The organism is Rhizobium sp. N731, from assembly GCF_001664145.1.
GTDB classification, from domain to species: Bacteria; Pseudomonadota; Alphaproteobacteria; order Rhizobiales; family Rhizobiaceae; genus Rhizobium; species Rhizobium esperanzae.
Window position 1 is genome coordinate 1354378 of the sequence record NZ_CP013601.1, and the last position, 23426, is coordinate 1377803.

The 23426-nt window shown below is 61.4% G+C and carries 28 protein-coding genes; 9 read left to right on the forward strand and 19 right to left on the reverse strand.

The features are described 5' to 3' along the window. The first annotated feature begins 45 nt into the window (after nucleotides 1-45). On the forward strand, nucleotides 46-1413 hold the full coding sequence (locus AMK02_RS06730) for an aspartate aminotransferase family protein (RefSeq protein WP_064801402.1): 1368 nt from the start codon (nucleotides 46-48) through the stop codon (nucleotides 1411-1413). 6 nt (nucleotides 1414-1419) lie between these two features. Here the strand turns inward: AMK02_RS06730 and AMK02_RS06735 are convergent, their stop codons facing one another. The 4 genes from AMK02_RS06735 to AMK02_RS06750 form a co-directional block, all read right to left on the reverse strand. Then, nucleotides 1420-2907 carry an ArnT family glycosyltransferase gene (locus AMK02_RS06735; protein ID WP_064801404.1) on the reverse strand — a complete coding sequence of 496 codons (1488 nt, stop codon included), beginning with the start codon at nucleotides 2905-2907 and terminating at the stop codon, nucleotides 1420-1422. Continuing rightward, nucleotides 2907-4406, reverse strand: a complete 1500-nt coding sequence (locus tag AMK02_RS06740; RefSeq protein WP_064806042.1) for a glycosyltransferase family 39 protein — start codon at nucleotides 4404-4406, stop codon at nucleotides 2907-2909. The genes AMK02_RS06735 and AMK02_RS06740 overlap by 1 nt, the downstream gene beginning before the upstream one ends. Nucleotides 4407-4418: 12 nt before the next feature. Then, the gene (locus tag AMK02_RS06745) at nucleotides 4419-5435 is read right to left on the reverse strand and encodes a glycosyltransferase family 2 protein (RefSeq protein WP_064801406.1); all 1017 of its coding nucleotides are present in this window, start codon (nucleotides 5433-5435) and stop codon (nucleotides 4419-4421) included. A gap of 136 nt (nucleotides 5436-5571) precedes the next feature. Beyond that, nucleotides 5572-7065, reverse strand: a complete 1494-nt coding sequence (locus tag AMK02_RS06750) for an ArnT family glycosyltransferase (RefSeq protein WP_064801408.1) — start codon at nucleotides 7063-7065, stop codon at nucleotides 5572-5574. 184 nt (nucleotides 7066-7249) lie between these two features. Here AMK02_RS06750 and AMK02_RS06755 point away from each other — a divergent pair, with 184 nt between their 5' ends. Further along, nucleotides 7250-8212 carry a lysylphosphatidylglycerol synthase domain-containing protein gene (locus AMK02_RS06755; RefSeq protein ID WP_064801410.1) on the forward strand — a complete coding sequence of 321 codons (963 nt, stop codon included), beginning with the start codon at nucleotides 7250-7252 and terminating at the stop codon, nucleotides 8210-8212. Here AMK02_RS06755 and AMK02_RS06760 read toward each other — a convergent pair. From AMK02_RS06760 to AMK02_RS06775, 4 genes are read right to left on the reverse strand one after another with little or no spacing between them, the layout of a single operon-like run. After that, a complete protein-coding gene (locus AMK02_RS06760) occupies nucleotides 8180-9421 on the reverse strand; it encodes an RNA polymerase sigma factor (protein WP_064801412.1) in 1242 nt (413 codons plus the stop codon). The genes AMK02_RS06755 and AMK02_RS06760 overlap by 33 nt on opposite strands. 10 nt (nucleotides 9422-9431) lie before the next feature. Beyond that, on the reverse strand, nucleotides 9432-9791 hold the full coding sequence (locus tag AMK02_RS06765; RefSeq protein WP_064801414.1) for a YciI family protein: 360 nt from the start codon (nucleotides 9789-9791) through the stop codon (nucleotides 9432-9434). Between the two features lie 2 nt (nucleotides 9792-9793). Continuing rightward, nucleotides 9794-10153: a YciI family protein gene (locus AMK02_RS06770; RefSeq protein ID WP_064801416.1), complete on the reverse strand. Its 360-nt coding sequence runs from the start codon at nucleotides 10151-10153 to the stop codon at nucleotides 9794-9796. Between the two features lie 12 nt (nucleotides 10154-10165). Further along, nucleotides 10166-10516, reverse strand: a complete 351-nt coding sequence (locus tag AMK02_RS06775) for a YciI family protein (RefSeq protein WP_064801417.1) — start codon at nucleotides 10514-10516, stop codon at nucleotides 10166-10168. A gap of 154 nt (nucleotides 10517-10670) precedes the next feature. Here AMK02_RS06775 and AMK02_RS06780 point away from each other — a divergent pair, with 154 nt between their 5' ends. Then, on the forward strand, nucleotides 10671-10886 hold the full coding sequence (locus AMK02_RS06780) for a hypothetical protein (RefSeq protein WP_064801419.1): 216 nt from the start codon (nucleotides 10671-10673) through the stop codon (nucleotides 10884-10886). Nucleotides 10887-10895: 9 nt separating this feature from the next. Here AMK02_RS06780 and amn read toward each other — a convergent pair whose 3' ends face one another. The 3 genes from amn to AMK02_RS06795 all read right to left on the reverse strand — a co-directional run bounded on the left by amn (nucleotide 10896) and on the right by AMK02_RS06795 (nucleotide 13220). Further along, a complete protein-coding gene (gene amn, locus AMK02_RS06785; RefSeq protein ID WP_020920826.1) occupies nucleotides 10896-12398 on the reverse strand; it encodes an AMP nucleosidase in 1503 nt (500 codons plus the stop codon). An 87-nt stretch (nucleotides 12399-12485) separates the two neighbouring features. Continuing rightward, nucleotides 12486-12665: a hypothetical protein gene (locus AMK02_RS06790; protein ID WP_064801421.1), complete on the reverse strand. Its 180-nt coding sequence runs from the start codon at nucleotides 12663-12665 to the stop codon at nucleotides 12486-12488. A gap of 216 nt (nucleotides 12666-12881) precedes the next feature. Then, a complete protein-coding gene (locus AMK02_RS06795) occupies nucleotides 12882-13220 on the reverse strand; it encodes a DUF2147 domain-containing protein (RefSeq protein WP_064801423.1) in 339 nt (112 codons plus the stop codon). A gap of 442 nt (nucleotides 13221-13662) precedes the next feature. On the opposite strand from AMK02_RS06795, the gene AMK02_RS06800 reads away from it, so the two are divergent. Beyond that, nucleotides 13663-13932, forward strand: coding sequence for a sel1 repeat family protein (locus tag AMK02_RS06800; RefSeq protein ID WP_011424668.1), 270 nt, complete (start codon nucleotides 13663-13665; stop codon nucleotides 13930-13932). 238 nt (nucleotides 13933-14170) lie between these two features. Beyond that, nucleotides 14171-14608 (forward strand): VOC family protein, encoded by a 438-nt coding sequence (locus AMK02_RS06805; RefSeq protein ID WP_064801424.1) that lies wholly within the window; start codon nucleotides 14171-14173, stop codon nucleotides 14606-14608. A 63-nt stretch (nucleotides 14609-14671) separates the two neighbouring features. On the opposite strand, the gene AMK02_RS06810 is transcribed toward AMK02_RS06805, so the two are convergent. Further along, nucleotides 14672-15784 carry a pyridoxal phosphate-dependent aminotransferase gene (locus tag AMK02_RS06810; RefSeq protein WP_064801425.1) on the reverse strand — a complete coding sequence of 371 codons (1113 nt, stop codon included), beginning with the start codon at nucleotides 15782-15784 and terminating at the stop codon, nucleotides 14672-14674. A gap of 183 nt (nucleotides 15785-15967) precedes the next feature. Continuing rightward, nucleotides 15968-16393 (reverse strand): hypothetical protein, encoded by a 426-nt coding sequence (locus tag AMK02_RS06815; protein ID WP_064801427.1) that lies wholly within the window; start codon nucleotides 16391-16393, stop codon nucleotides 15968-15970. A gap of 416 nt (nucleotides 16394-16809) precedes the next feature. Here AMK02_RS06815 and AMK02_RS06820 point away from each other — a divergent pair, with 416 nt between their 5' ends. After that, entirely contained in the window at nucleotides 16810-17256 is a 447-nt protein-coding gene (locus tag AMK02_RS06820) for a baeRF12 domain-containing protein (RefSeq protein WP_064806044.1), read from the forward strand. Between the two features lie 53 nt (nucleotides 17257-17309). On the opposite strand, the gene AMK02_RS06825 is transcribed toward AMK02_RS06820, so the two are convergent. Further along, complete coding sequence (locus AMK02_RS06825) at nucleotides 17310-18176, reverse strand: LysR family transcriptional regulator (protein ID WP_064801431.1); 867 nt, start codon at nucleotides 18174-18176, stop codon at nucleotides 17310-17312. Between the two features lie 89 nt (nucleotides 18177-18265). Here AMK02_RS06825 and AMK02_RS32050 point away from each other — a divergent pair, with 89 nt between their 5' ends. Next, nucleotides 18266-18514: a hypothetical protein gene (locus AMK02_RS32050; RefSeq protein WP_082929649.1), complete on the forward strand. Its 249-nt coding sequence runs from the start codon at nucleotides 18266-18268 to the stop codon at nucleotides 18512-18514. Here the strand turns inward: AMK02_RS32050 and AMK02_RS06830 are convergent. Further along, complete coding sequence (locus tag AMK02_RS06830; RefSeq protein ID WP_064801433.1) at nucleotides 18465-18797, reverse strand: hypothetical protein; 333 nt, start codon at nucleotides 18795-18797, stop codon at nucleotides 18465-18467. The genes AMK02_RS32050 and AMK02_RS06830 overlap by 50 nt on opposite strands. A gap of 353 nt (nucleotides 18798-19150) precedes the next feature. Between AMK02_RS06830 and AMK02_RS06840 the strand changes: the two genes are divergently transcribed. Continuing rightward, nucleotides 19151-19585: a glyoxalase superfamily protein gene (locus tag AMK02_RS06840; RefSeq protein ID WP_064801436.1), complete on the forward strand. Its 435-nt coding sequence runs from the start codon at nucleotides 19151-19153 to the stop codon at nucleotides 19583-19585. 83 nt (nucleotides 19586-19668) lie between these two features. After that, nucleotides 19669-21036: an MATE family efflux transporter gene (locus AMK02_RS06845; RefSeq protein ID WP_064801438.1), complete on the forward strand. Its 1368-nt coding sequence runs from the start codon at nucleotides 19669-19671 to the stop codon at nucleotides 21034-21036. A gap of 46 nt (nucleotides 21037-21082) precedes the next feature. On the opposite strand, the gene AMK02_RS31655 is transcribed toward AMK02_RS06845, so the two are convergent. From AMK02_RS31655 to iolB, 4 genes are all read right to left on the reverse strand, one after another. Next, complete coding sequence (locus tag AMK02_RS31655) at nucleotides 21083-21244, reverse strand: hypothetical protein (protein WP_189637002.1); 162 nt, start codon at nucleotides 21242-21244, stop codon at nucleotides 21083-21085. Nucleotides 21245-21351: 107 nt separating this feature from the next. Further along, nucleotides 21352-22191 (reverse strand): helix-turn-helix transcriptional regulator, encoded by an 840-nt coding sequence (locus tag AMK02_RS06850; RefSeq protein WP_064801440.1) that lies wholly within the window; start codon nucleotides 22189-22191, stop codon nucleotides 21352-21354. Nucleotides 22192-22264: 73 nt separating this feature from the next. After that, a complete protein-coding gene (locus tag AMK02_RS06855) occupies nucleotides 22265-22492 on the reverse strand; it encodes a DUF1127 domain-containing protein (RefSeq protein ID WP_064801441.1) in 228 nt (75 codons plus the stop codon). Between the two features lie 88 nt (nucleotides 22493-22580). After that, nucleotides 22581-23378, reverse strand: a complete 798-nt coding sequence (gene iolB, locus AMK02_RS06860; RefSeq protein WP_064801443.1) for a 5-deoxy-glucuronate isomerase — start codon at nucleotides 23376-23378, stop codon at nucleotides 22581-22583. Nucleotides 23379-23426 lie beyond the last annotated feature (48 nt).

Genomic DNA, 23426 nt, shown 5'->3' on the forward strand with positions numbered 1-23426 from the left:
CCCATCGACAGCAGCCTTTCAATCCGCGAGGGTCTTTTACCAGTCATGCCCGATACTTACCCGCCCTCCAACCTTGCTGCTATCGACGCCGCGCACCATCTGCATCCCTTCGCCGACATGAAGAAGCTGAATGCCGAGGGAACGCGCATTATTCAGCGCGGCGAGGGCGTCTACATCTTCGATAATCACGGCAGGAAATATCTCGACGGCTTCGCCGGTCTCTGGTGCGTCAATATCGGTTATGGTCGCAGGGAGATCACCGAGGCCGTCGCAAGGCAGATGAATGAGCTGCCTTATTACAACACCTTCTTCGGCACGACCTCGACGCCGGCGACGCTGCTGGCTGAGAAGGTGACGTCCCATGCCGGCGAACGGTTCAACCATATCTTCTTCACCGGCTCCGGCTCGGAGGCGAACGACACCTGGTTTCGCATGGCCCGCGTCTATTGGAGCGCCGTCGGCAAGCCGTCGAAGAAGATCGTCATCGCCAGGAAGAACGGCTATCACGGCTCGACCGTTGCCGGCGCCAGCCTTGGCGGCATGAAATACATGCATGAGCAGGGCGATCTGCCGATCCCGGGCATCGTCCATATCGGCCAGCCCTATTGGTACGGCGAGGGCGGCGATCTCTCGCCCGCCGAATTCGGTCTCAAAGTCGCGCGTGAGCTGGAAGCGAAGATCGACGAGCTCGGCGAGGAGAATGTCGCCGCCTTCGTCGCCGAGCCCGTGCAGGGTGCTGCCGGCGTCATCGTCCCGCCGGAGACCTATTGGCCGGAGATCGACCGCATCTGCAAGGCGCGCAATATTCTGCTGGTGACCGACGAGGTGATCTGCGGTTTCGGCCGTCTCGGCGCCTGGTTCGGCCATCAGCATTTCGGCGTCGAGCCGGATCTCGCGCCGATCGCCAAGGGACTGTCTTCCGGCTATCTGCCGATCGGCGGCGTGCTGGTCAGCGGCCGCATTGCCGACGTGCTGATCAACGACGTCGGTGACTTCAATCACGGCTTCACCTATTCCGGCCACCCGGTCTGCGCCGCCGCCGCCCTCGAAAACCTGCGCATCATCGAGGAGGAAAGACTGGTCGAGCGCGTGCGCGACGATATCGGTCCCTATTTCGGCAAGGCCTGGGCAGCGCTGGCCGAACACGATCTTGTCGGCGAGGCAGTCGGCATCGGCCTCATGGGCGGCCTGCAGCTTGCTGCCGACAAGAGCACGCGCACTCGCTTCGACAAGCCCGATCAGATCGGCGCGCTGGTACGCAACCACGCACTGGCGAACGGCCTGGTGCTGCGCGCCACCGGCGACCGTATGCTCGCCTCGCCCCCGCTTGTCATCAGCCACGCGGAGGTGGACGAGATGGCAAGGATTACCAGGCTGGCGTTGGACGCGGCCTGGAAGGAGCTGAAATCGTGATTTCGCTCAGCCCGGCTGATTGATCCAGGCATAGCCGAAACGATAGCTGTCCCTGCCGCGGCCGTACAAATAGGGCACGTCGATCACCGACGTCTCAGGCGCGGAGGCGCCGAGATTGGCCTGGAGCCATTGAGCCATATCAGGCGGGAGCGCTTCGCTGCCTCCCTTCGGCGGTATCAGCCAGACGAGGAGAAGCGGTCGCCGGCCGGTCAGATCCGGATGGAAGCCGGGATAATCGACGGAGAGGACCGGTACCCCGGGAATATCCTGCCTGAGATTACCAGCAAGAAGGCTGTCGCCGGCAAGGATTGCCGCCGGTTCAGCCTGTTGACGCAGGTTTTTCAGCATCGTGGCATAGGGCCTGTTCAATCGTTCGTAGTGCCCTGAGAAGCTCGCGCTCGCCACGCTGCCGTAAAGGGCGGCCGGCACGCCGATCATGATGACGGCAACGATGGGCATGAAACGCCGGAAAGCCCTGTCGGTCTCCACGCCCGCCGCCTCGATCTTCAAGCAGAGATAGAGCGGCACGATGAAGAGCATCGGCACCAGCCAGCGATCCTTGATCCCGGCCGCGCCGCCGAAGACGATCAGGAGCAGGATGCCGATGACGAAGACGAGCATCATCCGCTCGAGAAGCCCAGTCCATTCCGATCGGGCGCCGAGCGCCGAACGAAGCTTCTTGCCGAAGACGGCCGCAAACACCGCCACCGTCAATCCTGCGAAGCTGATGACCGCGAGAGCGAGCGAGCCGATGCCCATGGCGACCTGCATGGGATAACTCGCGTGGCCGCTCGCGGTCATCTTCTCCAGCGTGCGCGCGCTTGCGAAATCGAGATTGTCCTTCAGCCAGAAAAGATGCGGTAGGATGATGACGAGCGCCACGACCGCGGTCAGCGCCAGCCGCCGGTCGAAGATCCGCGGCCGCAGGCGCGCATCCGCCAGCGCGGCAATCAGGGCCGCCGCCGGCAGGATGGCGAAATTATACTTGGCAAGCAGGCCGAAACCGATGCCGATGCCCGCCATCAGATAGGAGAGGGCGCTCGGCTGTTTCAGACTGCGAACGAAGCCGTAGAAGAACAGGCTGGCAGAAAAGAAGACCGCGACTGTGTGTGTCAGATCCCGTTGCATCTCGAAAACCATCTGCGGGATCGTCAGCAGCCCGAGCGTTGCGATCGCCACGAGCGCCTTGTCGCGCAGGATGAGCCGCGCCGTCAGGCCGTACAGCAGATAAGAGCTGAACAACAGAAGGTTCTTGACGACTGACAGAGCAGCCAGCGAAACGCCTGTAAACTGGAAGACAGTATATTGCAGCCAGTTGTAAAATGGCGGCTGCGGGCCGTAACCGGCGGCGAGCCATTGCGAGCGGAAGACCTGTTCGGCCTCATCGAGATCGAGCGAATGTGAGGTTGCAAGCCGGACGCCGACCTGAAGCACGAAATAGGCGGCCAGCAGGACGAAAATCCACCGGATGTCGCGAAGCCTGGTCTCGGTCATTATCGCGCCCCCGGCCGAACCCAGGCATAACCGAGTGCGAAATTATCGCCCTGGCGGCCGAAGGCATAGGGAAGGGACAGGGCGCCGATCTCCTGCGGCGTGATATCAGCCGCCGTCAGCGCCGATGAAAACCGCTCCGGCATGACGGCGTCCGCAGCCGTCGCCGTCTTCTTGCCGCGCCAGACGATCAGCACCGGTCCGCCTGCTGTTGTGTAGGCCGGAATGCCGGCAACGGGAAAATCGGGGATGACGACGGGCACATGGGGAAGCTGCAGGCGCATGTTGCCGGCGACATAGGGATCGGAGGCAATCACCAGCGCGGGCTCGGCCTGTCGGGTCATATCGCGGACGAGATCGGCCATCGGCACATTCGGCCTGCTGTAGGTGCCGATCAGCCCGGCGCCGACGACGCGGAAGCCGAGCGCGACCAGGACGCAGGCCATCAGCACCGGCACGACAGGCCGGAAGCGGCGCAGTCCGGCGGAAAGGTCGAGTCCGGCCGCCTGCATCTTTGCCAGGAAATAGATCGGCAGCACCAGCAGGAACGGGTCGAGCCAGCGTTCACGCACCGTCGTGGAGCCGGTGAGCAGCACGATCAGAAGAATGCCGGCGAGGCTCGCGAGCATCATTCGCTCCAGCATCCCCGTCCAGCGGTTTCCGAATGAGAGCGCCTGGATGAAATCCCGGCGGAAGGCGGCGGCGAAAATGGCGACGGGCAGCGCTGCAAAGGCGATGATGGCGATGAGAAAGGCAAGAATGCCCTTGCCGATCCGCACCGCGCCAGCCGGTTCGTTGCCGGCGGCCATCTTGACCAGAGTATCGGAGGAGGCGAATTCGAGGTTGCTCCGCAGCCAGATCGCGTGCGGCAGCACGATAATGAGCGCGATGACGATCGCTGCCAGGATACGCCAGTCCAGTGCCCGGCGCCGCCACTCGGCATCGGGCAGGATGGCAAGCAGCGCGACGACGGGCATAAGCGCGAAATTATACTTCGAGATCAGCCCGATGCCTGTGGCAAGCCCGAGCAGGAGGTAGCTGCCGATGCCGGGCCGCTCGAGCGTGCGGAAGAAGCCATAGAGGAAGAGCGAACTTGCAAAGAGCAGCGCCGTCGTGTGGGTCAGATCCTGCTGCGCCATATAGGAGACCTGGGGCAGGGTGATCAGCGCCATCATCCCGACGGCGGCAAGCTTCTGGTCCTTCAGTGCCTCGCGCCCGGCAAGGCCGTAAAAGAGGTAACACAGGAAGAGCAGGATGTTCTTCGGGATGATAAGCGCGCCCATCGACAAGCCGGTCACCGAAACGATGGCATATTGCATCCAGTTGTAGAAGGGCGGCTGCGGACCGTAGCCCGCCAGCAGATATTGCGAGAAGAAGGACTGCTCGGCCTCGTCGAGTTCCAGCGCGTGCGGAAGCGCGAGCCTGAGCGCGATGTTCAGCACGAAATAGGCTGCAAGCAGCAGCGCCGCGGTTCTGATCGTCCTCGTCGCGCGGTCCAGCATCATGCTGCCGGCTTACGCTTGGCTTTGATCGTCGAAGATCTGCCGCACGATATAGTTCGGGGAGGCGTCGTCACGATAATAGGTACGCGCGATCATTTCCGCCAGAATGCCGGTGGTGATCATCTGCACCGACGAAAGGAGGAGAACGACCCCGACCATCAGCATGGGTCTGGTGCCGATATCGTTGCCGAGGATGAACTTGTCGAAGCCGAGGTAGAGCAGGATCAATATGGCAACCGCGCCGAGACCGAGACCGAGCGAGCCGAAGAAATGGCCGGGCCTTGCCTTGTAGCGCATGAAGAACATGACCGAGAGCAGGTCGAGGATGACGCGGAAGGTGCGCGAAATGCCGTACTTCGAAACGCCGTGCTCGCGAGCATGGTGGGTGACGGCCATCTCGCCGATGCGCGAGCTCGGGACGACACCGGCCACCCAGGCCGGGATGAAGCGGTGCATTTCGCCCATCAGCTTCACCTGCTTGATGATCGAGGCACGGTAGATCTTCAGGCTGCAGCCGTAATCATGTAGCTTGACGCCGGTGATGCGGCCGATCAGGTAGTTGGCGCACCATGACGGGATCTTGCGCAGGAACAGGCCGTCCTTGCGGTTCTTGCGCCAGCCGACCAGGAGGTCGAGTTGGCGCCGCTCGAGCTCGGAGACCATCGAAGGGATATCCTTCGGGTCATTCTGCAGATCGCCGTCCATCGTCGCGATCAGGCGGCCCTGGGCGGTGTCGATACCGGCCTGCATGGCGGCGGTCTGGCCGAAGTTGCGCTGCAGCTCGACAATCCGGAGCGCCAGGCCCTCGTGTCCGACGAATTTGCGGGCGTTGACGAGCGTCGCATCCGTGCTGCCGTCGTCGACGAGGATCAGTTCCCAGCGATGCGGATACTCGGCCATCGCCGCAACGATGCGCTCGACCAGCGGGCCGACGCTTTCCTCTTCGTTGAAAACGGGCACGACCAGCGACAGCTCGAGCGATTGTACCGGATCATTCGTGCCGCGAATGGGCTCTACCGTTGTCTGCAACTTTGCATCTCCAAAAGGCCGAGCGGCCTTGCAATCTTACTGCCGCCGCCGCGCTTGCGGAAGCCTACTACATGAAGTGTCCGCCCGTTGCCAGCGGGCAATGCCGCTTTCCCGCAATCGGCCGACTTGCCGAAACCTACTTCGCGCCGCCTTCCACCCAGGAATAACCAATCGAGAACGTATGTTTGCCGTCACCGAAAAGATAGGGAAGGGTCAGCGTCTTCACCTCCTGCAGATGAATACCCGATTTCACGAGATCATCGGCAAAGTCGGGAGAAATGGTGGGGTCATTTGCGGTTTCTCCGCGCCAGACGACGAGCACAGGACCCTTCGCAGTCGCATATTCAGGCACTCCGGGGCCTGGAAAGAATGGGATCACGACGGGAACGTCGGGGAATTCCAGCTTCATGTTGCCGGCCACGAACTTGGTTCCCGCCACGATGAGAACCGGCTTGCGGGCCGCGGTCAGTTCGGCCACGTAGCCGGAGAAGGGCACATTCGTTCTCGTATAAACGCCGGTATATTGCATGGCGACGATCCGTAGCAGAAGGATCGCCAGGATGACGACCATGAAGACCGGCACCACAGGCCGGAAGCGTACAAGGCCTGCGGAGAGATCGAAGCCTGCGGTTTCCAGCTTCAGGAACAGATAGATCAGCAGGACGAGCAGGCACGGGTCGAGCCAGCGCTCGTGGATATCGCTTGCGCCGGCGACGATGACGACACCGACGAAGGCAAGCAGGCTGACGGCCATCATCCGCTCAATGACCCGGATCATCGGGCTGGACGCGGAAAGCGCACGGAAGAAATCCCGTCGGAAGGCTGCCGCGAAGACAACGATCGGCAACGCGACGAAGCCGAGGACGGCGATGACGAGGGACAACAGCCCCTGTGCGATACGGGGAAGGCCAGCGGCGGCCTCGTGCTCGGCGGTCATCCGCTCCATGGTCGGGGCCGAAGCGCTGACGAGATTATCGGGCAGCCAGAGCGCATGCGGCAGAACGATCAGAATGGCGATTGCGAACGCCGGCAGCAGACGCCAGTCCAACAGACGGCTGCGCCACTTTCGGTCCACCAGGACTGAGACGAAGGCGGCAAACGGCAGAATGGCGAAATTATATTTGGAGATGAGGCCAATGCCGGTGGCGATGCCGATGACGAGATAGCTGCCGATCGTCGGCTGCCGAAGTGTGCGAAAAAAGCCGAAGAGGAAGAGCGAGGTCGCAAACAGCAGGGCAACGGTATGGGTCAGTTCGCGCTGCGCCATGAGGCCGACCTGCGGCAGGGTGATCAGGCTCAGCATGGCGATGGGCGGGAGCAGACGGCTCTTCAGCACCTCGCGGGCAGCCAGCCCATAGAAAAGATAGCAGCCGAAGAGAATGATGTTCTTCGGAACCGAGAGCGCCCACATCGTGATCCCGGTGACCGAGACGATGGCGTATTGGATCCAGTTGTAGAAGGGCGGCTGCGGGCCATAGCCAGCCAGAAGATATTGCGAATAGAACGATTGTTCCGCCTCGTCGAGATCGAGCGTATGGGGCAGCGCGATGCGGAGCACGATGTTCAGCAGGAAATAGACTGCCAGAAAAATGCTCGCGCTCGTGATGTTTTTGGTAATGCGCTCCAACATCGATCTCCAAGTCAAGCCGGCAAGGCGCCGTGATCTGTCGGTCTGCCACGGCGGTTGTCGGCCTTAAAGCGATCTCGGCCGCCGTCGCTTCAACTCCGCCGTTGTGCCCAACCTTCATTTCTCCTAAAACGCCTGGCAATGGAGCCGAGGCTCATGCCGACGCCAAGCGAGGAATGCCTACTACATGAAGAGTTCGATCGTTGAAAGCCAGCAGTCCTGGTTTATGCGCAATCGCATGACGGCGCTGACGGTCGTAATTGTCGCAGCCTATGCGCTCTTCGTGCAATGGTTCTGGGGTTGGCCCGTCATCATCAGTCAATGGGCCGATGTCGGGGCAGGCCCGGTGATCGGCGCGCTCGTGGCGTTGACGAGCACCTATTTCCTGCGCACCTGGCGTATTTACGATTATTTTCCCAAGGAAACAGCCGGCCGGTTCGCGACCCTCTTCCGCGTCACGCAGATCCACAATCTGTTGAATATCATGATGCCCTTCCGCACCGGCGAGACCAGTTTTCCGCTGTTGATGCGCACCGAGTTCGGCATCCCGCTGACCCGCGGAACCTCGGCGCTCCTGGTCATGCGGCTGCTCGACCTGCACGCGCTCCTGGCGGCGGCCGGTATCGGCTTTGCACTCGCCGCGGCCGATGCACTTGTCGCATGGTCGCTTTGGGCAGTCTTCCTGCTGCTGCCGGTCGCAGCTTTCGCCGCGCGCAAGCCGCTGTTCAGGCTCGCTGCCAGGCTGTTGCCTGATAAGGCGCAGAAATTCGTCGTCGAGATCGAAAACGGGCTACCGCTCGACGCCGCAGCCTTTGCGCGCGCCTGGGTGATGACCATCGTCAACTGGCTGGTGAAGGTGATCGTGCTAGCATGGGCGCTCGGCCTGATGGGGGTGCTGCCGATGGCGGCAAGCTTCGGCGGCGCGCTCGGCGGCGAACTCTCCTCCGTTCTGCCGGTGCACGCGCCGGGCGGCGTCGGCACCTATCCGGCCGGCATCACCGCCGGCGCCATTGCGCTCGGAGCCTCGAGCGAGCGGATGGCTCTGGCCGCGCTGGCGCAGGCAAGCGTCAATGCGCATCTCTTGATCATCGTCTCGGCGCTGACGGGCACCGCAATCTCACTGCCGCTCGGGCGCCGCGGCAAGCTCTGAAATCCGGTTCCGCAAAAAAGCCTGCTCCGGCTCCTGCCGGCAGAGCGACAGCGCCGTTTCATAGGCCGCGATTGCCTCTTCTCGCCGGCCGAGACGGCGCAGGAGATCGGCGCGGGCCGAATGGGCGAGGTGATAGGCCGTGAGCTCCTGGCGGCCCAGAATGGCATCGATCAGATCCAGGCCTGTCGCCGGTCCTTCCGCCATCGCGATCGCCACGGCGCGGTTGAGTTCGACGACCGGTGAGGGCTGGGCCGCCAGAAGGAGGTCATAATAGAAGGCGATGCGCCGCCAGTCGGTTTCCTCGGCGGTCGGCACCTTCGCATGTTCGGCGGCGATCGCCGCCTGCACCGTATAGGTGCCGATCTCTCCTGTCCGCATTGCCTCGGCTAGGAGTGTCAGACCTTCCGAGATCTTGGCGCGGTCCCAGAGCGAGCGGTCCTGATCGGCAAGCAGCACCAGCGCTTCCTCCTCGCTGCTGCGGGCGCTGCGGCGGGAATCCTGCAGCAGCATCAGCGCCAGAAGGCCGCAAACATCAGGATGCGGCAGCAGCGCCAGCAACAGACGCGCCAGCCGGATGGCCTCTGCGGTCAGGTCGGCGCGAACGGCCGCGTCTCCCGAAGAGGCGGAATAGCCTTCGTTGAAGACGAGATAGATGACATGCAGCACTCGGTCGAGCCGTTCGGGCAGCGCCTCGCGGCCTGGCACTTCATAAGGGATGTTCGCAGCCCGGATCCTGCCTTTGGCGCGCACGATCCGCTGGGCGACCGTCGGCGCCGGAATGAGGAAGGCATGGGCGAGCTCTTCGGTGGTCAGCCCGCAGATTTCCCGAAGCGCCAACGCCATCTGCGCATCGGCGGGAATAACGGGATGGCAACAGGTGAAGACCAGCCGCAGCATATCGTCTTCGATCGCTTCCATGTCGCCGATCTCCGTTTCGTCGAACGTGTAGAGACTGTCCTCGATGTGCTGCTGCGAGGCATCGAAGCGCGCCCGGCGGCGGATTGTATCGATTGCCTTGAAGCGTCCCGTCGAAACGAGCCAAGCGAAAGGGTTGCTGGGAATGCCGTCAGCCGGCCAGGTCCGTGCCGCCGCGGCAAAGGCATCGTGCAGCGCGTCCTCGGCACGGTCGAAATCGCCGAGCAGACGGATCAGCGTCGCCAGAACCCGACGCGAATGCTGCCTGTAGATATCTTCGATCACGCTTTCCAACAGGCGATCCTCACTCTGGCAGGGTGAGCAGCCTCACCGGACGCAATTCGATCGATCCGACGCGGACGCTTGGAATGCCCTCGACGACCTTCCGCGCCTCTTCGAGATCGGCTGCCTCGATGATGTAGATGCCAGCCAGATGTTCCTTGGTCTCGACGTAAGGGCCATCGGTCGAAGACAGAATGCCATGGCGCACTCTCAGGACCGAGGCGCTGTCGGGACCTTCCAATGCATCGGAATGGATCATGATGCCTTTGCGCTGAAGCTCCTCGTCATACTGGAAATGCGCCCTTACGAGATCGTCGCCCTCGGCCTGACTGAGCGTGCCATCCATATCGGCGGGATTATAGATGAGGCAGACGAAGCGCATGGCTATCTCCCATCCTTGATCGAATAGGCGGGTCTGATTTCGATCGACGCATATTTGAGGATCGGGAAGGTGGAAATGATCGCTTTCGCTTCATCCATGTCCTTGGCCTCGATCACCACGAAGCCACCGAGATGCTCCTTGATTTCGGCGAAGGGACCATCTGTAGCGGCGACAGTGCCGTTGCGAATGCGGAGCGTTACGGCTCGCTCCGGTTCATAAAGCGCCAGGGCGCTCTGCATGTGACCGCTGTCGCGCCAATGGTCGTCGCTGACGATGCACTCCTGCGTGACCGCGTCCCATTCCTCCTGCGTGACTTTGCTGCTCTTTTCGGTATCGAACCAGACCTGACCCAGAAACTTCATTGCGTGACCTCCTCAGCCGAATTCATGGATGGGGCGAATTTCGATCGCGCCGAGTTTCGCTAGCGGAATGCCAGCCGCAACCCGGATCGCATCATTGAGATCCTTGGCCTCGATCAGGATGAAGCCGCCGAGCGCCTCCTTGGTCTCGGCGAAGGGGCCGTCCGTCACCGACATCTCGCCATGGCGTACCCTGACGGTCACCGCTGATTTCGGCGACTGCAGCGCCTGGGCGACGATCATATGTCCGCTTTCGACGAGATCTCTGTCGTAGTTCAAGGAATTCGCGTCGAGTTCGGCCTTCTCCTCTTTCGTCATGGCGCCGAGTATCGCGCCATCGAACCAGACCTGGCAGAGATATTTCATCGCAGGCAGCCTCCTTTGCTGTCTCCATATCCCTGGACGAACGATCGCCGCGCATTTCGACAGCGGCGGTAAAAATAATTTGTGCCGGTCCGGTGTCGAAATCGCAAGGCAGCACTCGACAAGGCTTCATCGAAACCCGTCGAGGAGAACGGCAATGAGTATTCTTGAAATCGCGCTCGCAAGCCAGATCTGGGCTCGCCGCCATGAAAAGCGTCGTCAGGCGTTCGACGAACGCGATGGGCTGACGATTCTCTCACGCACCGCTTTCGCCATCGTCGGCTTCACCCTGTTGATCGCAGGGCTGAACGCTGCTGCCGGCAGACCGCAGGTGGTTGCGCAGCACGCGGCACCAGTCGTCGCAGGCAGATGAGGAAACGGCCTATTGGAAGGCCGTTTCGAAGAAGCTGCGCAGCTTGCGCGAATGCAGGGCTTCCTTCGGCATGGCGGCAAGCTTCTGCACGGCGCGGATGCCGATCTGCAGATGCTGGTTGACCTGCGTGCGGTAGAAGGCCGTCGCCATGCCCGGCAGCTTCAATTCGCCGTGCAGCGGCTTGTCGGAGACGCAGAGCAGCGTGCCGTAGGGCACGCGGAAGCGGAAGCCGTTGGCGGCGATCGTTGCCGATTCCATGTCGAGCGCGATGGCGCGCGCCTGCGACAGCCGCTTCACCGGCCCGAGCTGGTCGCGCAGTTCCCAGTTGCGGTTGTCGATCGTCCCGACGGTGCCGGTGCGCATGATGCGCTTCAGTTCGAAGCCCTCGTAGCCGGTGATTTCGGCCACGGCGGCCTCCAGCGCCACCTGCACTTCGGCGAGCGCCGGGATCGGCACCCAGACCGGAAGGTCGTCGTCGAGCACATGGTCCTCGCGCATATAGGCATGGGCAAGCACATAATCGCCGAGCCGCTGGCTGTTGCGAAGACCGGCGCAGTGGCCGAGCATTAGCCAGGCATGCGGGCGCAGCACGGCGACGTGGTCTGTGATCGTCTTGGCGTTGGAAGGGCCGACGCCAATATTGATCATGGTGATCCCGGCATGGCCCTTCTTTTTCAGATGATAGGCCGGCATCTGGGGCAGGCGGGCGAGCGTGGCATCGGTTTCAGGCACGCTCGAGCCGGGCAAGGTGACGATGTTGCCAGGCTCGACGAAGGCCGTATAGCCATCGCCGCCTTCCGCCATCAGCTTGCGCGCCCAGCTGCAGAATTCATCGATATAGAACTGGTAGTTCGTAAACAGCACGAAGTTCTGGAAATGCTCGGCATGGGTGGCCGTATAATGCGACAGCCGGGCGAGCGAATAGTCGATGCGCTGCGCGGTGAACGGCGCAAGCGGCGAGGGCTCTCCCGGCGGCGGGATATATTCGCCGTTGGCGATCTCGTCGTCGGTGGTGTTGAGGTCGGGTGTGTCGAAAATATCGCGCATGGGAACGTCGACGAAGGCTGAGGCCGATGCTTCGACATGCGCGCCCTCGCCGAAGGCGAAGTGCAGCGGGATCGGCGTCGAGGATTCCGAGACGACGATCGGAACATTGTGGCTCCTTATCAAGAGCGACAGCTGCTCCTTCAGGTAATGCTTGAAGAGCTTCGGCCGGGTGACCGTCGTCGTGTAGATGCCGGGCGCCGTGACATGGCCGTAGGAGAGGCGTGAATCGACATGGCCGAAGCTCGTCGTCTCGATGCTGACCTGCGGATAGAAGGCGCGGTAGCGCGAGGCGATCGGAGCGCCCTGGGCAAGGTCGGTGAAGCTCTGGATCAGGAACGCCGTATTGCGTTCATAAAGCGCTGTCAGCGTCTCGACGGCCTTGGCCGGATCATCGAAACTCTCAGGCTGGAAAGGAGGCGGAGAGGATATGTCGAGGGGCGACAGAGGGGAGATTCGTTTGTTCATGACGCATTATAGAGAGTTGTTTTTGACAAGCAAACGACGCGCGCCGGCGGAATCCGATTTTTTATCCTCTTGCGAATCTGATGCCGGTCATCGCACCGTGGGTGCGCAGAAGGTTCCGCTTCTCTCCAGGCAGGTATAGCTCGCACCGAAATGCGACTGCGTGCCGCCGCCGCCATTGTGCACGACGACCGCCGAAAATGTGACGGCGAAGATCGCCGCGAACAGCGTGATGATGGTGAAACGTCTTGCCATAATATAGAAGTTCATCCCAGGCCCCCGATACGCAACCTAACCGTGACATGAGTTTTGCCACACCTCGGCTGAACGAGTGCTGAGATGCCGGTTCATCAGCCGTTCAGCTTGCGGGGCAGGCTCGGGCGATTGCGGTGAGGATCGGCAAGCCGGAGAAGGCCATGAGGCATGCCGGCATTTCGGCCGGCATGATTATACGTTTGGGATGATTGTTGCGTCGGCCTTATCGCGTCAGAGCCGCGTCCAGGTCTGCGTCTTGCAGAGGATATTCATCACGCAGCCCTGCATCTTCAGTGAATTGCCGGAAATCGTTCCTGAGCCGCTATAGGTCTTGTTGGCGGCGGGGTCGGTGATCTCGCCGGCATAGCTGCCGCCGGTCCCGGCGAGTGTGCCGATCTTGCGGCCGGTATATTTTCCGGTTTTCAGCGTCACGCAATAACTCCCGCCGCATGCCGCGATCACCGCCGTTTCGCCGGAAGCCGTCTTCCACTTGCCGACGATAGGTTCCTCGGCATGCGCTGTACCAGCGATCACGGCGATAACGCCGGCAAGAATGAGACTGCGGATCATCTTTTCCTCCCTGATGTCCTCTGACCGGCCGCGAAAATAACTGACGCGAACGTAAAGGTAAATAGAGCCGGCTGTCCGTTCGCCGCTCGCTGAAAGCAGCCGAAAAGCCGACCGTAGAGCTTTTAAACCCGTCGCCTGCTGATTTCATGATGAATGATCCGTTTATTTGCGAATCTGAATCTTTTGTAAAATTTGAGCGAAAATGCCTAAATCCCAGGGAATCCGATGTTTAACAAAAACCCAATTTTACCAAGCGTTTGCAGTTTGTTTGTCTCAAATTAATCATGCATTTTAGGCGTTTTTTGAAAGCCATTTGGCATAGTCAAGCCATCAGACGAGCGGGGCAAACCCGCCGGACCGGAAGGGCCGCAAAGCCGCGATAGACGGCGGGTCCGAAGGTAAAACAGGGTAAGTCGTAAACAGGCTAACAGGGATAAAACCGATGGCACGCTTTGAAATGCACAATGCTGAAACGGCCACCATGGGTGGCGACAACAACAGCGCCGATGTCTTCTGCGAAATGGGTCTGATGTACGCAACCGGCCGCGGCTGTGCCGTCGATCTCGTTGCCGCCCACAAGTGGCTGAACATTGCCGCGATCAAGGGCAACGACCGCGCCGCCGAGCTTCGCGCCGACGTGGCCGCTGCCATGAACAAGATGCAGCTCGTGGAAGCACTGCGCGCTGCCCGCGAATGGATGACGGTCCACTAACGCATCGATCGAAAATCCGAAACGATTCACGGACAGAACGATAGCTCAACTCGACGTGTTGGAGCGCCGCGTGTCCAAGGGACGCACGGTGCTCTAACAGACGTTTGAAATCGGAGTGGCGATTTGAGCGGGTCCATGATTCAAATTTCTGAGGTTGTCGGTGTTGGGACGCCTCAGACGTCCTTCGTTAGACGAGGCAAGACCTCGTCGATTGCAACGACACCTTGGAGATCAAAACATGGCGCTCAAGCGAATGGACAATGTCGGAATCGTCGTCAAAGACCTCGGAGAGGCGATTGATTTCTTTCGCGAGCTCGGCCTCGAATTGGAAGGGCGGGCCACGGTCGAAGGCGAATGGGCCGGACGTATCACCGGACTGGGAGATCAGCGTGTCGAGATCGCCATGATGCGCACACCGGACGGCCACAGCCGGCTTGAGCTCTCCCGCTTCCTGGCGCCGCCTGTCGTCGCAGATCACCGGAACGCCCCAGTCAACGCCCTCGGCTACCTCCGCGTCATGTTCGCAGTGGATGACATCGACGAGACGCTCGAGAGGCTCCGCGGGTGCGGCGCGCAGCTCGTAGGGGAAGTCGTTCAGTATAAGGATGCGTATCGGCTCTGCTACATTCGCGGACCTGAAGGGATTCTGATCGGCCTCGCCCAGGAACTCAGCTGATCGCAATACGCAGGCAAATGGCGAAGACCCGACCATGTCGGCGAACGGACAGGAATGACAACCTCAGGTGAGCGTCTTCAGGACTTGCGGCAGCGCTTCCTCGAACAGCGCCATCTCGGCCTCCGGTCCGACGCTGACGCGGATGCAGCGATTGAGCGGCGCAACACCCGGCATGCGGACGAAGACGCCGTGCTCCATCAGGCCATCGACGATCGCCCGCGCATGGGCGCCGTCGCGGCCGGTATCGATCGCCACGAAATTCGTTGCCGAGGGCAGCGGCTCAAGACCGTTTGCCCGGGCGATGCGGCCGATCCGCTCCCGTGCTGCATGGATTTTCCCGACCACCCTGGCCAGATAGGCCTGATCCTTGAGCGCGGCCAGCGCTGCAGCCGTCGCCAGCCGGTTCATGCCGAAATGATTGCGGATCTTGTCGAAGGCCTGTGCCGTGCCTGAGGTCGAGATCACGTAGCCGGTGCGTGAGCCGGCAAGCCCGTAAGCCTTGGAAAAGGTGCGGGTGCGCACGATGTTCGGCAGTTCGATGAGCGAGGCGATCGACGGCAGCGAATGTGCCGGCCCGGTTTCGATATAGGCTTCGTCCAGCACCATCATCGTGGTCTCGGGCAGCGCCCGGGCGAAAGCGACAATGCTGTCGGCGTCCCACCAGCTTCCCATCGGATTGTCGGGATTGGCGAAATAGACGAGGGGCGCATTCTCGCGCCTGACCGCGTCGAGCAGCCCGTCGAGATCCTCGCGGTCGTTTGCGTAGGGGACGGTCACCAGTCGGCCGCCAAAACCGGCGACATGGAAGTTGAATGTCGGATAGGCGCCGAGCGAGGTAACGACGGGTGCCCCCGGTTCGATCACCAGCCGGACGATCTGGCCGAGCAATTCGTCAATGCCGCCGGCGATGGCGATATTGGCGGCCGTCACACCAAGATGCGCGCCAAGCGCTTCCCTCAGCGCGAAATTTTCCGAGTCGTTGTATTTCCAGATGTCGCGCGCCTCTTCGCCCATCGCGGCGAGCACGGAGGGGGCCGGGCCGAAGCCGTTCTCATTGGCGCCGATGCGCGCCAGAACGGCACGTCCGCGCTGGCGTTCGATGGCTTCGGGGCCGACGAAGGGAACTGTGGAGGGCAGGGCGCTGATGAGGGGCGTGAAGCGCGAGAAGGCGGACATGCGAAGGCTGTTTCCCGGACATGTTGAGATCAGGCGCAACAATAGGCCCGGGCACGGCCAAGGCAAGCAAGATTATCCTGCAGCCGCAGCGCTCACACAGTGCGTCCTTTTCAAAGCGGCGGGGGCGACGTAGCGCTTTGAATTGCCGAACAATTTGTCCTTGGGTCATTTCCATCCAAGGACTTATGCGGGACCGGCGGCGAGCCTCGTATCGCGGAACATCGGTGCACGCCGGGCGTCGATCGCTTCCATATTGCCGACAAGGAAATCGGCGCGCACGACGCGGCGCAGAACCTCGGGGTCCAGGAGGTTGATGAACCTTACGCCGATGCGTTCTTTATTGCGATAGACCTCGGCGCAACCGATGCGATAGGCCAGGCCGAGAATGTTGAGATAATAATGTTTCGGCAGACCGGCGGTGGTCGACACGATGAAGGTTGCGCCGCCCTGCGATATGTCGATGATCTCGGCGCTTCGCATCGAGACGCCGGTGAGGCACGGCCGGACGGCGACGATACGGGCCGGGCGCTTGACGTTGAACTCTTCCCAGCGCAGGTCGTAAATGGCGGACTTGACCGTCGCAAGGTGTGTGGCGCGGAGCATAGTCATCTTACATTCTCCGTCAGACAGGGCACAATTGGGGGTTCTTGCTCTGGAGCAAGCTAATCTTGCTTTAGCCACGGTCACATGAATGTTTTGCACATTCGTCAAATATAAAAAGACAATTTTAACGAGTTCAAATTTTGTTTCCATGCGGGACGCCGAATGTTCACAATCGGTACGCAGACTGTGCTGCCGAAACGCATTACGGATGTGCCCCTACCGATTTCGGCGCAGTTTTCCCGAACTCTTTCAATGGCCGGGCGTTCTGCCTAAAGCATGTCGCGCACAAGTGTCAGCGGTTTTGCGGTAACGACATGCGTAAAAACAAACAGCGAAAGCGCAAGGAGCGAATCTGAAAGATCGCGACGCATTTTCGATCGATGAAGCAAGGGCGCTTCGATGACGACAGCGAGGAGTTGAAGATGACCGACATCAGAATCCCCGGGAAATCATGGGTCGTAGTCTGCAATGGAGCCAAGGCCCTCATCATGCAGAACGCCGGCGACGCCCAGCTGATGAACCTGAAGGTGTTGGAAACCCTGACGCAGCCGAACGAGCCCGATCGCGAGCTCGGCACCGACAAGCCTGGCCGCAGCCATGCCGCTGATGGATGGAGCCGCAGCGCTGTCGAAGAGACCAGCTGGCAGGAGCAGGCCGAAGCGCAATTTCTGAAACATGTGGCGGAGCGAATGGACGAACTGACGCAGGCAAAGGATGCACGCCGTATCGTCCTTATCGCGCCGCCGAAGGCGCTCGGCACCCTGCGGCCGGCGCTGAGCGCCGAGACGCAGGCGGCGATATCGGCGGAACTGGCGAAAGACTATACCAATCTGCCGATAGACGAGATCGAGCGGCATCTCGCCGCGTGATGAAACCAACCGATGAGCTAACGCGGGCCCGTTGGCCCGTGTTCTTGTTCGCTTCAGACCAACGGTCTCTCTCCGGCAAACAGATCTTCATGATCGGCAAACAGTGTGGCCAGGCGATCGATGACCGTCCTGACTTCAGGCCTTTGCCGCTCGTCGTCATGCGCGACGATCCACATCTCGTAGGTCAATTCATCGATGACAGGTCCGGCGCGGACGAGCTTGCGCTCCTGGTCGCCGATGAAACAGGGCAGCACGCCGCGGCCGGCGCCGCCTCGGATCAGGTAAAAGAGCATATGCGGCGTGTTCGTCCAGCTGGTGATCCAATAATCCGGCTGTTCGAAAGTCCACTTGTCCGCCGGTGTGATGGCGATGTCCGTTCCGAGCGAGATCCAGTTGCAATTGGTCTCGTCATAATCGGCTGCCTGATAAACCGCATGCGCCACCTTGACTGAACGGCGGATCGCGACGTTGCCGCCGTCCGGCCGGCTGTGGCGAATGGCGATATGCGCCTCGCGATAGGTGAAATCGACGCTCGCGTCACAGGTCTTGTAGCACATGCGAAAGCAGTCTTTCGGCGTCCAGACACTGGCCAGGTGGTCGGCGATGAAGCGCGACGTCCAGCTGTCGACGACCGTCGACACAATCGGCAGCGTCAGAACTTCACCGCGCCAGTCGGAGATCGCCCGCGCTGCATCCTGCATCCGCCGCACGCGATCGAGCAGCTCCTGGCCGTCCTTGGCAAGCAGGTAGCCTGTGGGGCCGCGGTTGAATAGCGACCGGCCGGTCACCCGTTCGAGCGCCAGCATCCGCCGGCCGATCGTCGGCGCACTGAGCCCCGTCCGCGCCGCCGCTGCCGAAAGCCCGCCGCCGGTCGCGACATGGAAGAAAAGCTGCAGATCGTCCCAGCTCGCCTCTTTCATGGATGAAACCCCCCTTTCCTCCACGCCTCTACATAGCGGGGGCGTGAAGGCCTAGCTCAACTACTCCAGCAATAGATGGAGGATAGGCAATGCTTCTCAACTGGGTAGTTTTCTTCAACGAAGTCGCGTCCCGCAATTACCGGATGCGCCGCGATCCCGTGGCCGATCCGCTCGATGGCCCGGAATGGCGCGGACTTCTCTGGATCATACCGATCATCGCGCATCTCTCAGCAAGAAGAGGCGAGACGAGGAGGTCGCGCCCCGACCGGGCGGTGATCGGAAGACGCCTCAGGTTTCGAAGCTCAGTCGCAGCACGTGGTGCAGGAATGCCGGATTGAGCAGCATGTTGAAGCTGATCGTCACCAATTCGTCTTCGCGTTTGACCACGGTGGCGCCGATCTCGTCATGGATGCCGAGTATTTCGAGAAAGAAATGACTCGGCATCTCCAGGCTCGGACTGACTTCGAGCACCGCGCCGGCAAGTGTGATCGTGCGGATCAGGCAGCGTACCTGCGTACCGGTGCTGAGGTGGTGGCCGACGAAGATGATATTGCCCGGCCTGACGAGATTGAATTCCCGGTAAGCACGTTCCGGCTTGGGGTGTTCTGTGTCGAGGTGCATCTGAAAGGCCCTTTTAGCCTCCGCTCATCGTAAGCAGAGAATAATGCAAGAGTGCTGACGATTGCTGAAGATCATCGTTAAGATTGAAGGCTGTTGCTGTGAATCGCTGAAAATCGCACCGATTCCGTCCAGATCTGCTCCAAATTCGCGCAATTCCGCGGGCAATCGCGCCATTCTTGACATGCCGACGGCAATCGCGCATACAAAGCCCGGTTCGAGGCACCGGCCGCTCGCGGATGAAAATCCATGGTGAAGCCTTCGCGATCATGGTCACGGCCCCTTGTGCATGCTGACTGACGGCAACGCGAGCTCCCATTTGCAGTCGAAGAGCATGCCTTGCGAAGGCTCACTCCATGACGAATTATCCCGGCATTGAAGAACTGAAGGCCCAGGCCAAGCGCTTGCGCCAGGCGATGAACGATCGCGGCACCGCGCTGACCCACAGTGCGGCCTTGGAAATGATCGCCCGCCAGCACGGCGCGCGTGACTGGAACACGCTTGCGGCTCTGGCGGCAAGGCCCAATGCGGCTGCGAAAACGCCGCTCTTCGTCGGCGCCCATATTCGCGGACGCTATCTCAATCAGCCGTTCATTGGCGAAATCCTCTCGCTTTCCGCTCTGCCGGGCGGCCTCCACCGGATCACTATCCATTTCGACGAAGCGGTTGACGTGGTCACCTTCGAGAGCTTTTCAGCCTTTCGGCGGCGCGTGACTGCGCAGATCGATGCCGACGGCGTCTCCCCCAGGAAGACCTCGAACGGCGTGCCTCATCTGGTGCTCGATCTCTGATTTGCTCCTCATCCTTTCCAGGCTGCCCGCATGCGCTTGTTCAAGCCGCAGCGGATGTCGCCCGATATCGCGCGGATTTCCCCATGACCGATCCTTCCAAAGGCAATGCCTTCCTCACCGGCTGGCTGCCGGGCGTATTCATCAGGACTGCGGCGCCGATCGTCGCGATCACCACCGTCAACGGCCTCTTTACTGTCGTCGACGCCTATTTCCTGGGCGCCTATGTCGGCCCCGACGCGCTCTCAGCCGTCAGCCTGATCTTCCCGGGGTTAATGCTGCTGGTCGCCCTGCAATCGCTCGTCTCGAACGGCATGGGAAGCATCCTCGCCCGCCGGCTCGGTGCCGGCGATCGCCAGGGTGCACGTCGGGTATTTTCCGGCGCCCATACGCTGGCGCTCGCCGTCATCGTGATCCTCATCATGGTCTACTGGACCCTCGGCGGGCGGATCATCAATGCCGGCGCCGCCGAAAACACCGCTGTGGCCGACGGCGCCACGCTATTCATGGGCGCGATGATCGCCTCGACGCCAGTGAGTTTCTTCCTGTCGCTGCATCTCGACGGGCTGCGCTGTGAAGGCAGGATCGGTTTCATGACGGCGGTCACGCTCTCGGCCTCGCTGCTCAACATCCTCGCCAACTGGCTGTTCATGGCAGCGATGCATTGGGGCGTGCTCGGTTCGGCTGCAGGCTCCATCGCTTCGCAATTCGTCTGTCTCGTGGCCGTGCTCGTCTATCGCTGGCGCCGGCCGGCGACGCTGAGACCTGCTCCCGCATTCGCCCTTGTCGAATGGCGCGGCATCGTCGCCTTGGGCGCGCCCATGAGCCTCGGTTTCATCGGCATATCGCTTGCCTCGGCCGCGATTCTGGTCAACGTCTCGCTCTGGAGCACGCGTGATTATACCGCCACCATTGCCGCCTACGGCATCATCACCCGCATCCTGACCTTCACCTATCTGCCGCTGCTTGGTCTCAGCATCGCCCTACAGACGATCGCCGGCAACAATCATGGCGCCGGCCTTGGCTTGCGAGTCGGCCGCAGCCTGCAGATCGCCATGCTCTCGGCGCTCGTCTATTGCAGCCTGGTGGAGATCACGGTGGAATTGCTGGCCGGCCGCATCGGCGCCGTCTTCGTCGGCGATCCCGCCATTATCGCCGAGGTCAGGCGAATTCTACCTTGGACGATCGGCGCCTATTTTCTCTTCGGGCAGATGCTGATCCTGTCGTCCTATTTCCAGTCGATCGGCGATGCGCCGCGCGCGGCGATCTTCGGTCTGTCACGACCCTATCTTCTCACCGTGCCTCTCACCTTCCTGCTGCCCTTCGTCTTCGGCGAGCAGGGAATCTGGATGGTGCCTGTCTTTGCCGAGGCAGGCATGGTGGCGCTTGCCTTGCTGGTGCTGTCTGAGAATGCCAGGCGCCGCGGCTGGCGATACGGGCTTCTGCCCGCCTGAGATGTGGGAGCCGCGCCTCCCTGGCGCGGCCTCCGTCGATTGCCCTTTATTCCTTGCCGCTCTGAGCGGCCGACGTCGACGCTTCCGCCTCGTTCAGCGCCTCGGCGCATTCCTGACAGCAGACTTCGACGGTCCTGCCGCCGAGCTTGACGGTGATGACCTCGGCGCCGAGTTCGCAGTCGCAGGCAGCACATGTGGTCTTCTTCATCGGGTAATCCTCCATTGATCGTCCCCGGATCGGGACAGCGTCATGAGAGCATCGAAGACCGCATCACCGCTGTCGAAAACTTTAGCGATTATCAATGCGGAAAAGCTCTACGGTCGGCGCCGCAATTGCGCCGAGCGCTGAAATTCGGCCGGAGTCTGACCGAAGGCCTGTTTGAAGGAAGCGCTGAAATGACTATGGCTGGAAAAACCGAGATCGAGGCCGAGTGAGGTCAGATCGTCATACTGGCCGAGCAGATCGAGCGCCCGGGCAAGCCGCAGCCTCAACTGATAGCGATAGAGCGGCGTGGCCTCGACCTGCTGGAAGACCTGGGTGAGGTAAACAGGGGAAACGCCGACTTCCGAGGCGATTTCCGCGAGCGTCCAGCGTCTCGCGAGATCGGAGGAAAGCACCAGCTTTGCCCGGTCGACGAGTTTCTGCCGGCCGACGCTGGCGCCGGCGGCGTGCGACGTACGCTCGCCGAGCGAGCGGCGAACCAGCGTCAGAGCCAGCGTTTCCGCCTCGAGCGTTTCTGCGATATTGCGCCTGAGGCCGTGACGCAGCAGCGCGACCAGCGCCTGCGCGCGCGGGTCGATCCGCCGGCGCTGGCGGCGGAAGGAAAAGGCCGGGCCGGGCTGCGCCTGCTCTTTCGGCGCCAGCTCTTCCAGCATGGATTCGTCGATCGACAGGTCGATGCAGGCGTCGCCGCCCGCGATCGGATGACTGATCCGATAGCCCTGAGCGGCATTGAAGAACAGCACCTGATTGGCTTCAGCCACAGTATCCGTGCGGCCGACATGGCGCATGAAGACGCCGCGATAGGGATAGACGAGGCTTGTCTTGTGCGCACATTCCTCGTCGCTCTTGTGGCGGCACTCGCCATTGCAGACGACGTCACGAATGGTGACGGTCTTCGTTTTCAGGAGCAGTGCTGTTGAAAACTGCGACATCGTATCGTCCGGGTTCAGGCAGGCAGCCCGACAAGGCTGCGCAGGGGCACAGTACCACAGTGAGTTTGATGTTTCAGTAGCGGCTGTAAACGTGCACGTCGCTTTCTGTCTGCCCCCGGGAGAGGCCGACATCCTTCAACTGAGCGTCGGAAAGTTCCATCAGCGCATTGTAGTTGCGCCGTTCGCTGATCTTGCGCCCCAGCCAGCGGACCGCGGTGCCGACTGCAGAAAGAAGGCCGGACCGGATGCGCCGCGAAGAGCGGATATTGCGGGCCGGTATCGTGAAATTCGAGCTGTGCATGATGATCCTCCATCCTCATTGGATGGAGGCAGTGAACCATCACCGACAGTTTGGCGCTGTCAGATTATTTAGCGATCGAGCACGGCCTTCATGCCTTCAGCAGCCATTCGTGCTCGGCGGCATTGTGGAATTTCCAGATTCGCTTGGGCCCGGCCATGACATTGAGATAATAGAGATCATAGCCATGCGTTGCCGCGCAGGGATGATAGCCCTTCGGCACCAGTGTGACGTCGCCGTCCTCGATCGCCATCGCCTCGTCGAGCGAGCGGTCGTCGGTGTAGACGCGCTGGAAACCGAAACCCTGCGGCGGGTTGAGGCGATGATAGTAAGTCTCTTCCAGGAAGCTCTCGTTCGGCAGGTCGTCCTGATCGTGCTTGTGCGGCGGATAGGAGGAGGTATGGCCACCTGGCGTGATCACCTCGACGACGAGCAAGGAATGCGCCGAATTATCGTCCTCAGGCATGATGTTGTTGACGTAGCGCACATTCGTGCCCTTGCCGCGCGTCACCTGCGGATGCGTGCCGGGCGGGATCGCCTTTGCCTCATAGGTGCCGCCGCCGGGCGCCGAGCAGACGGCCAGCTCCAGATCGGTCTCTGCTGTGACGGACCATGTCGAGCCCGTCGGGATATAAAGCGCATGCGGAGCCCCGTCGAAGGGGTTCATCCGCTCGCCGAGCGTGCCGAAATCCTTCGCGCCGGCCGAGGCCTTGCCCTTGCCGGTCACCCAGACCAGGCAGACCTCGCGCTCGCCGGTTTCCCCAGAAACGGTCTCACCCGGTTTGATTCGATGCAGATCGAAGCCGACATACGTCCAGCCGGCATTCTCCGGGGTGACATGCGTCACACGACCATGCGTGCCGGATGGTTTCACCTTGAGGTTTGGCATTGGTGTTTCTCCTCGTAACGTTAGCGGGCGCGGGGGAGAAGGGATGTG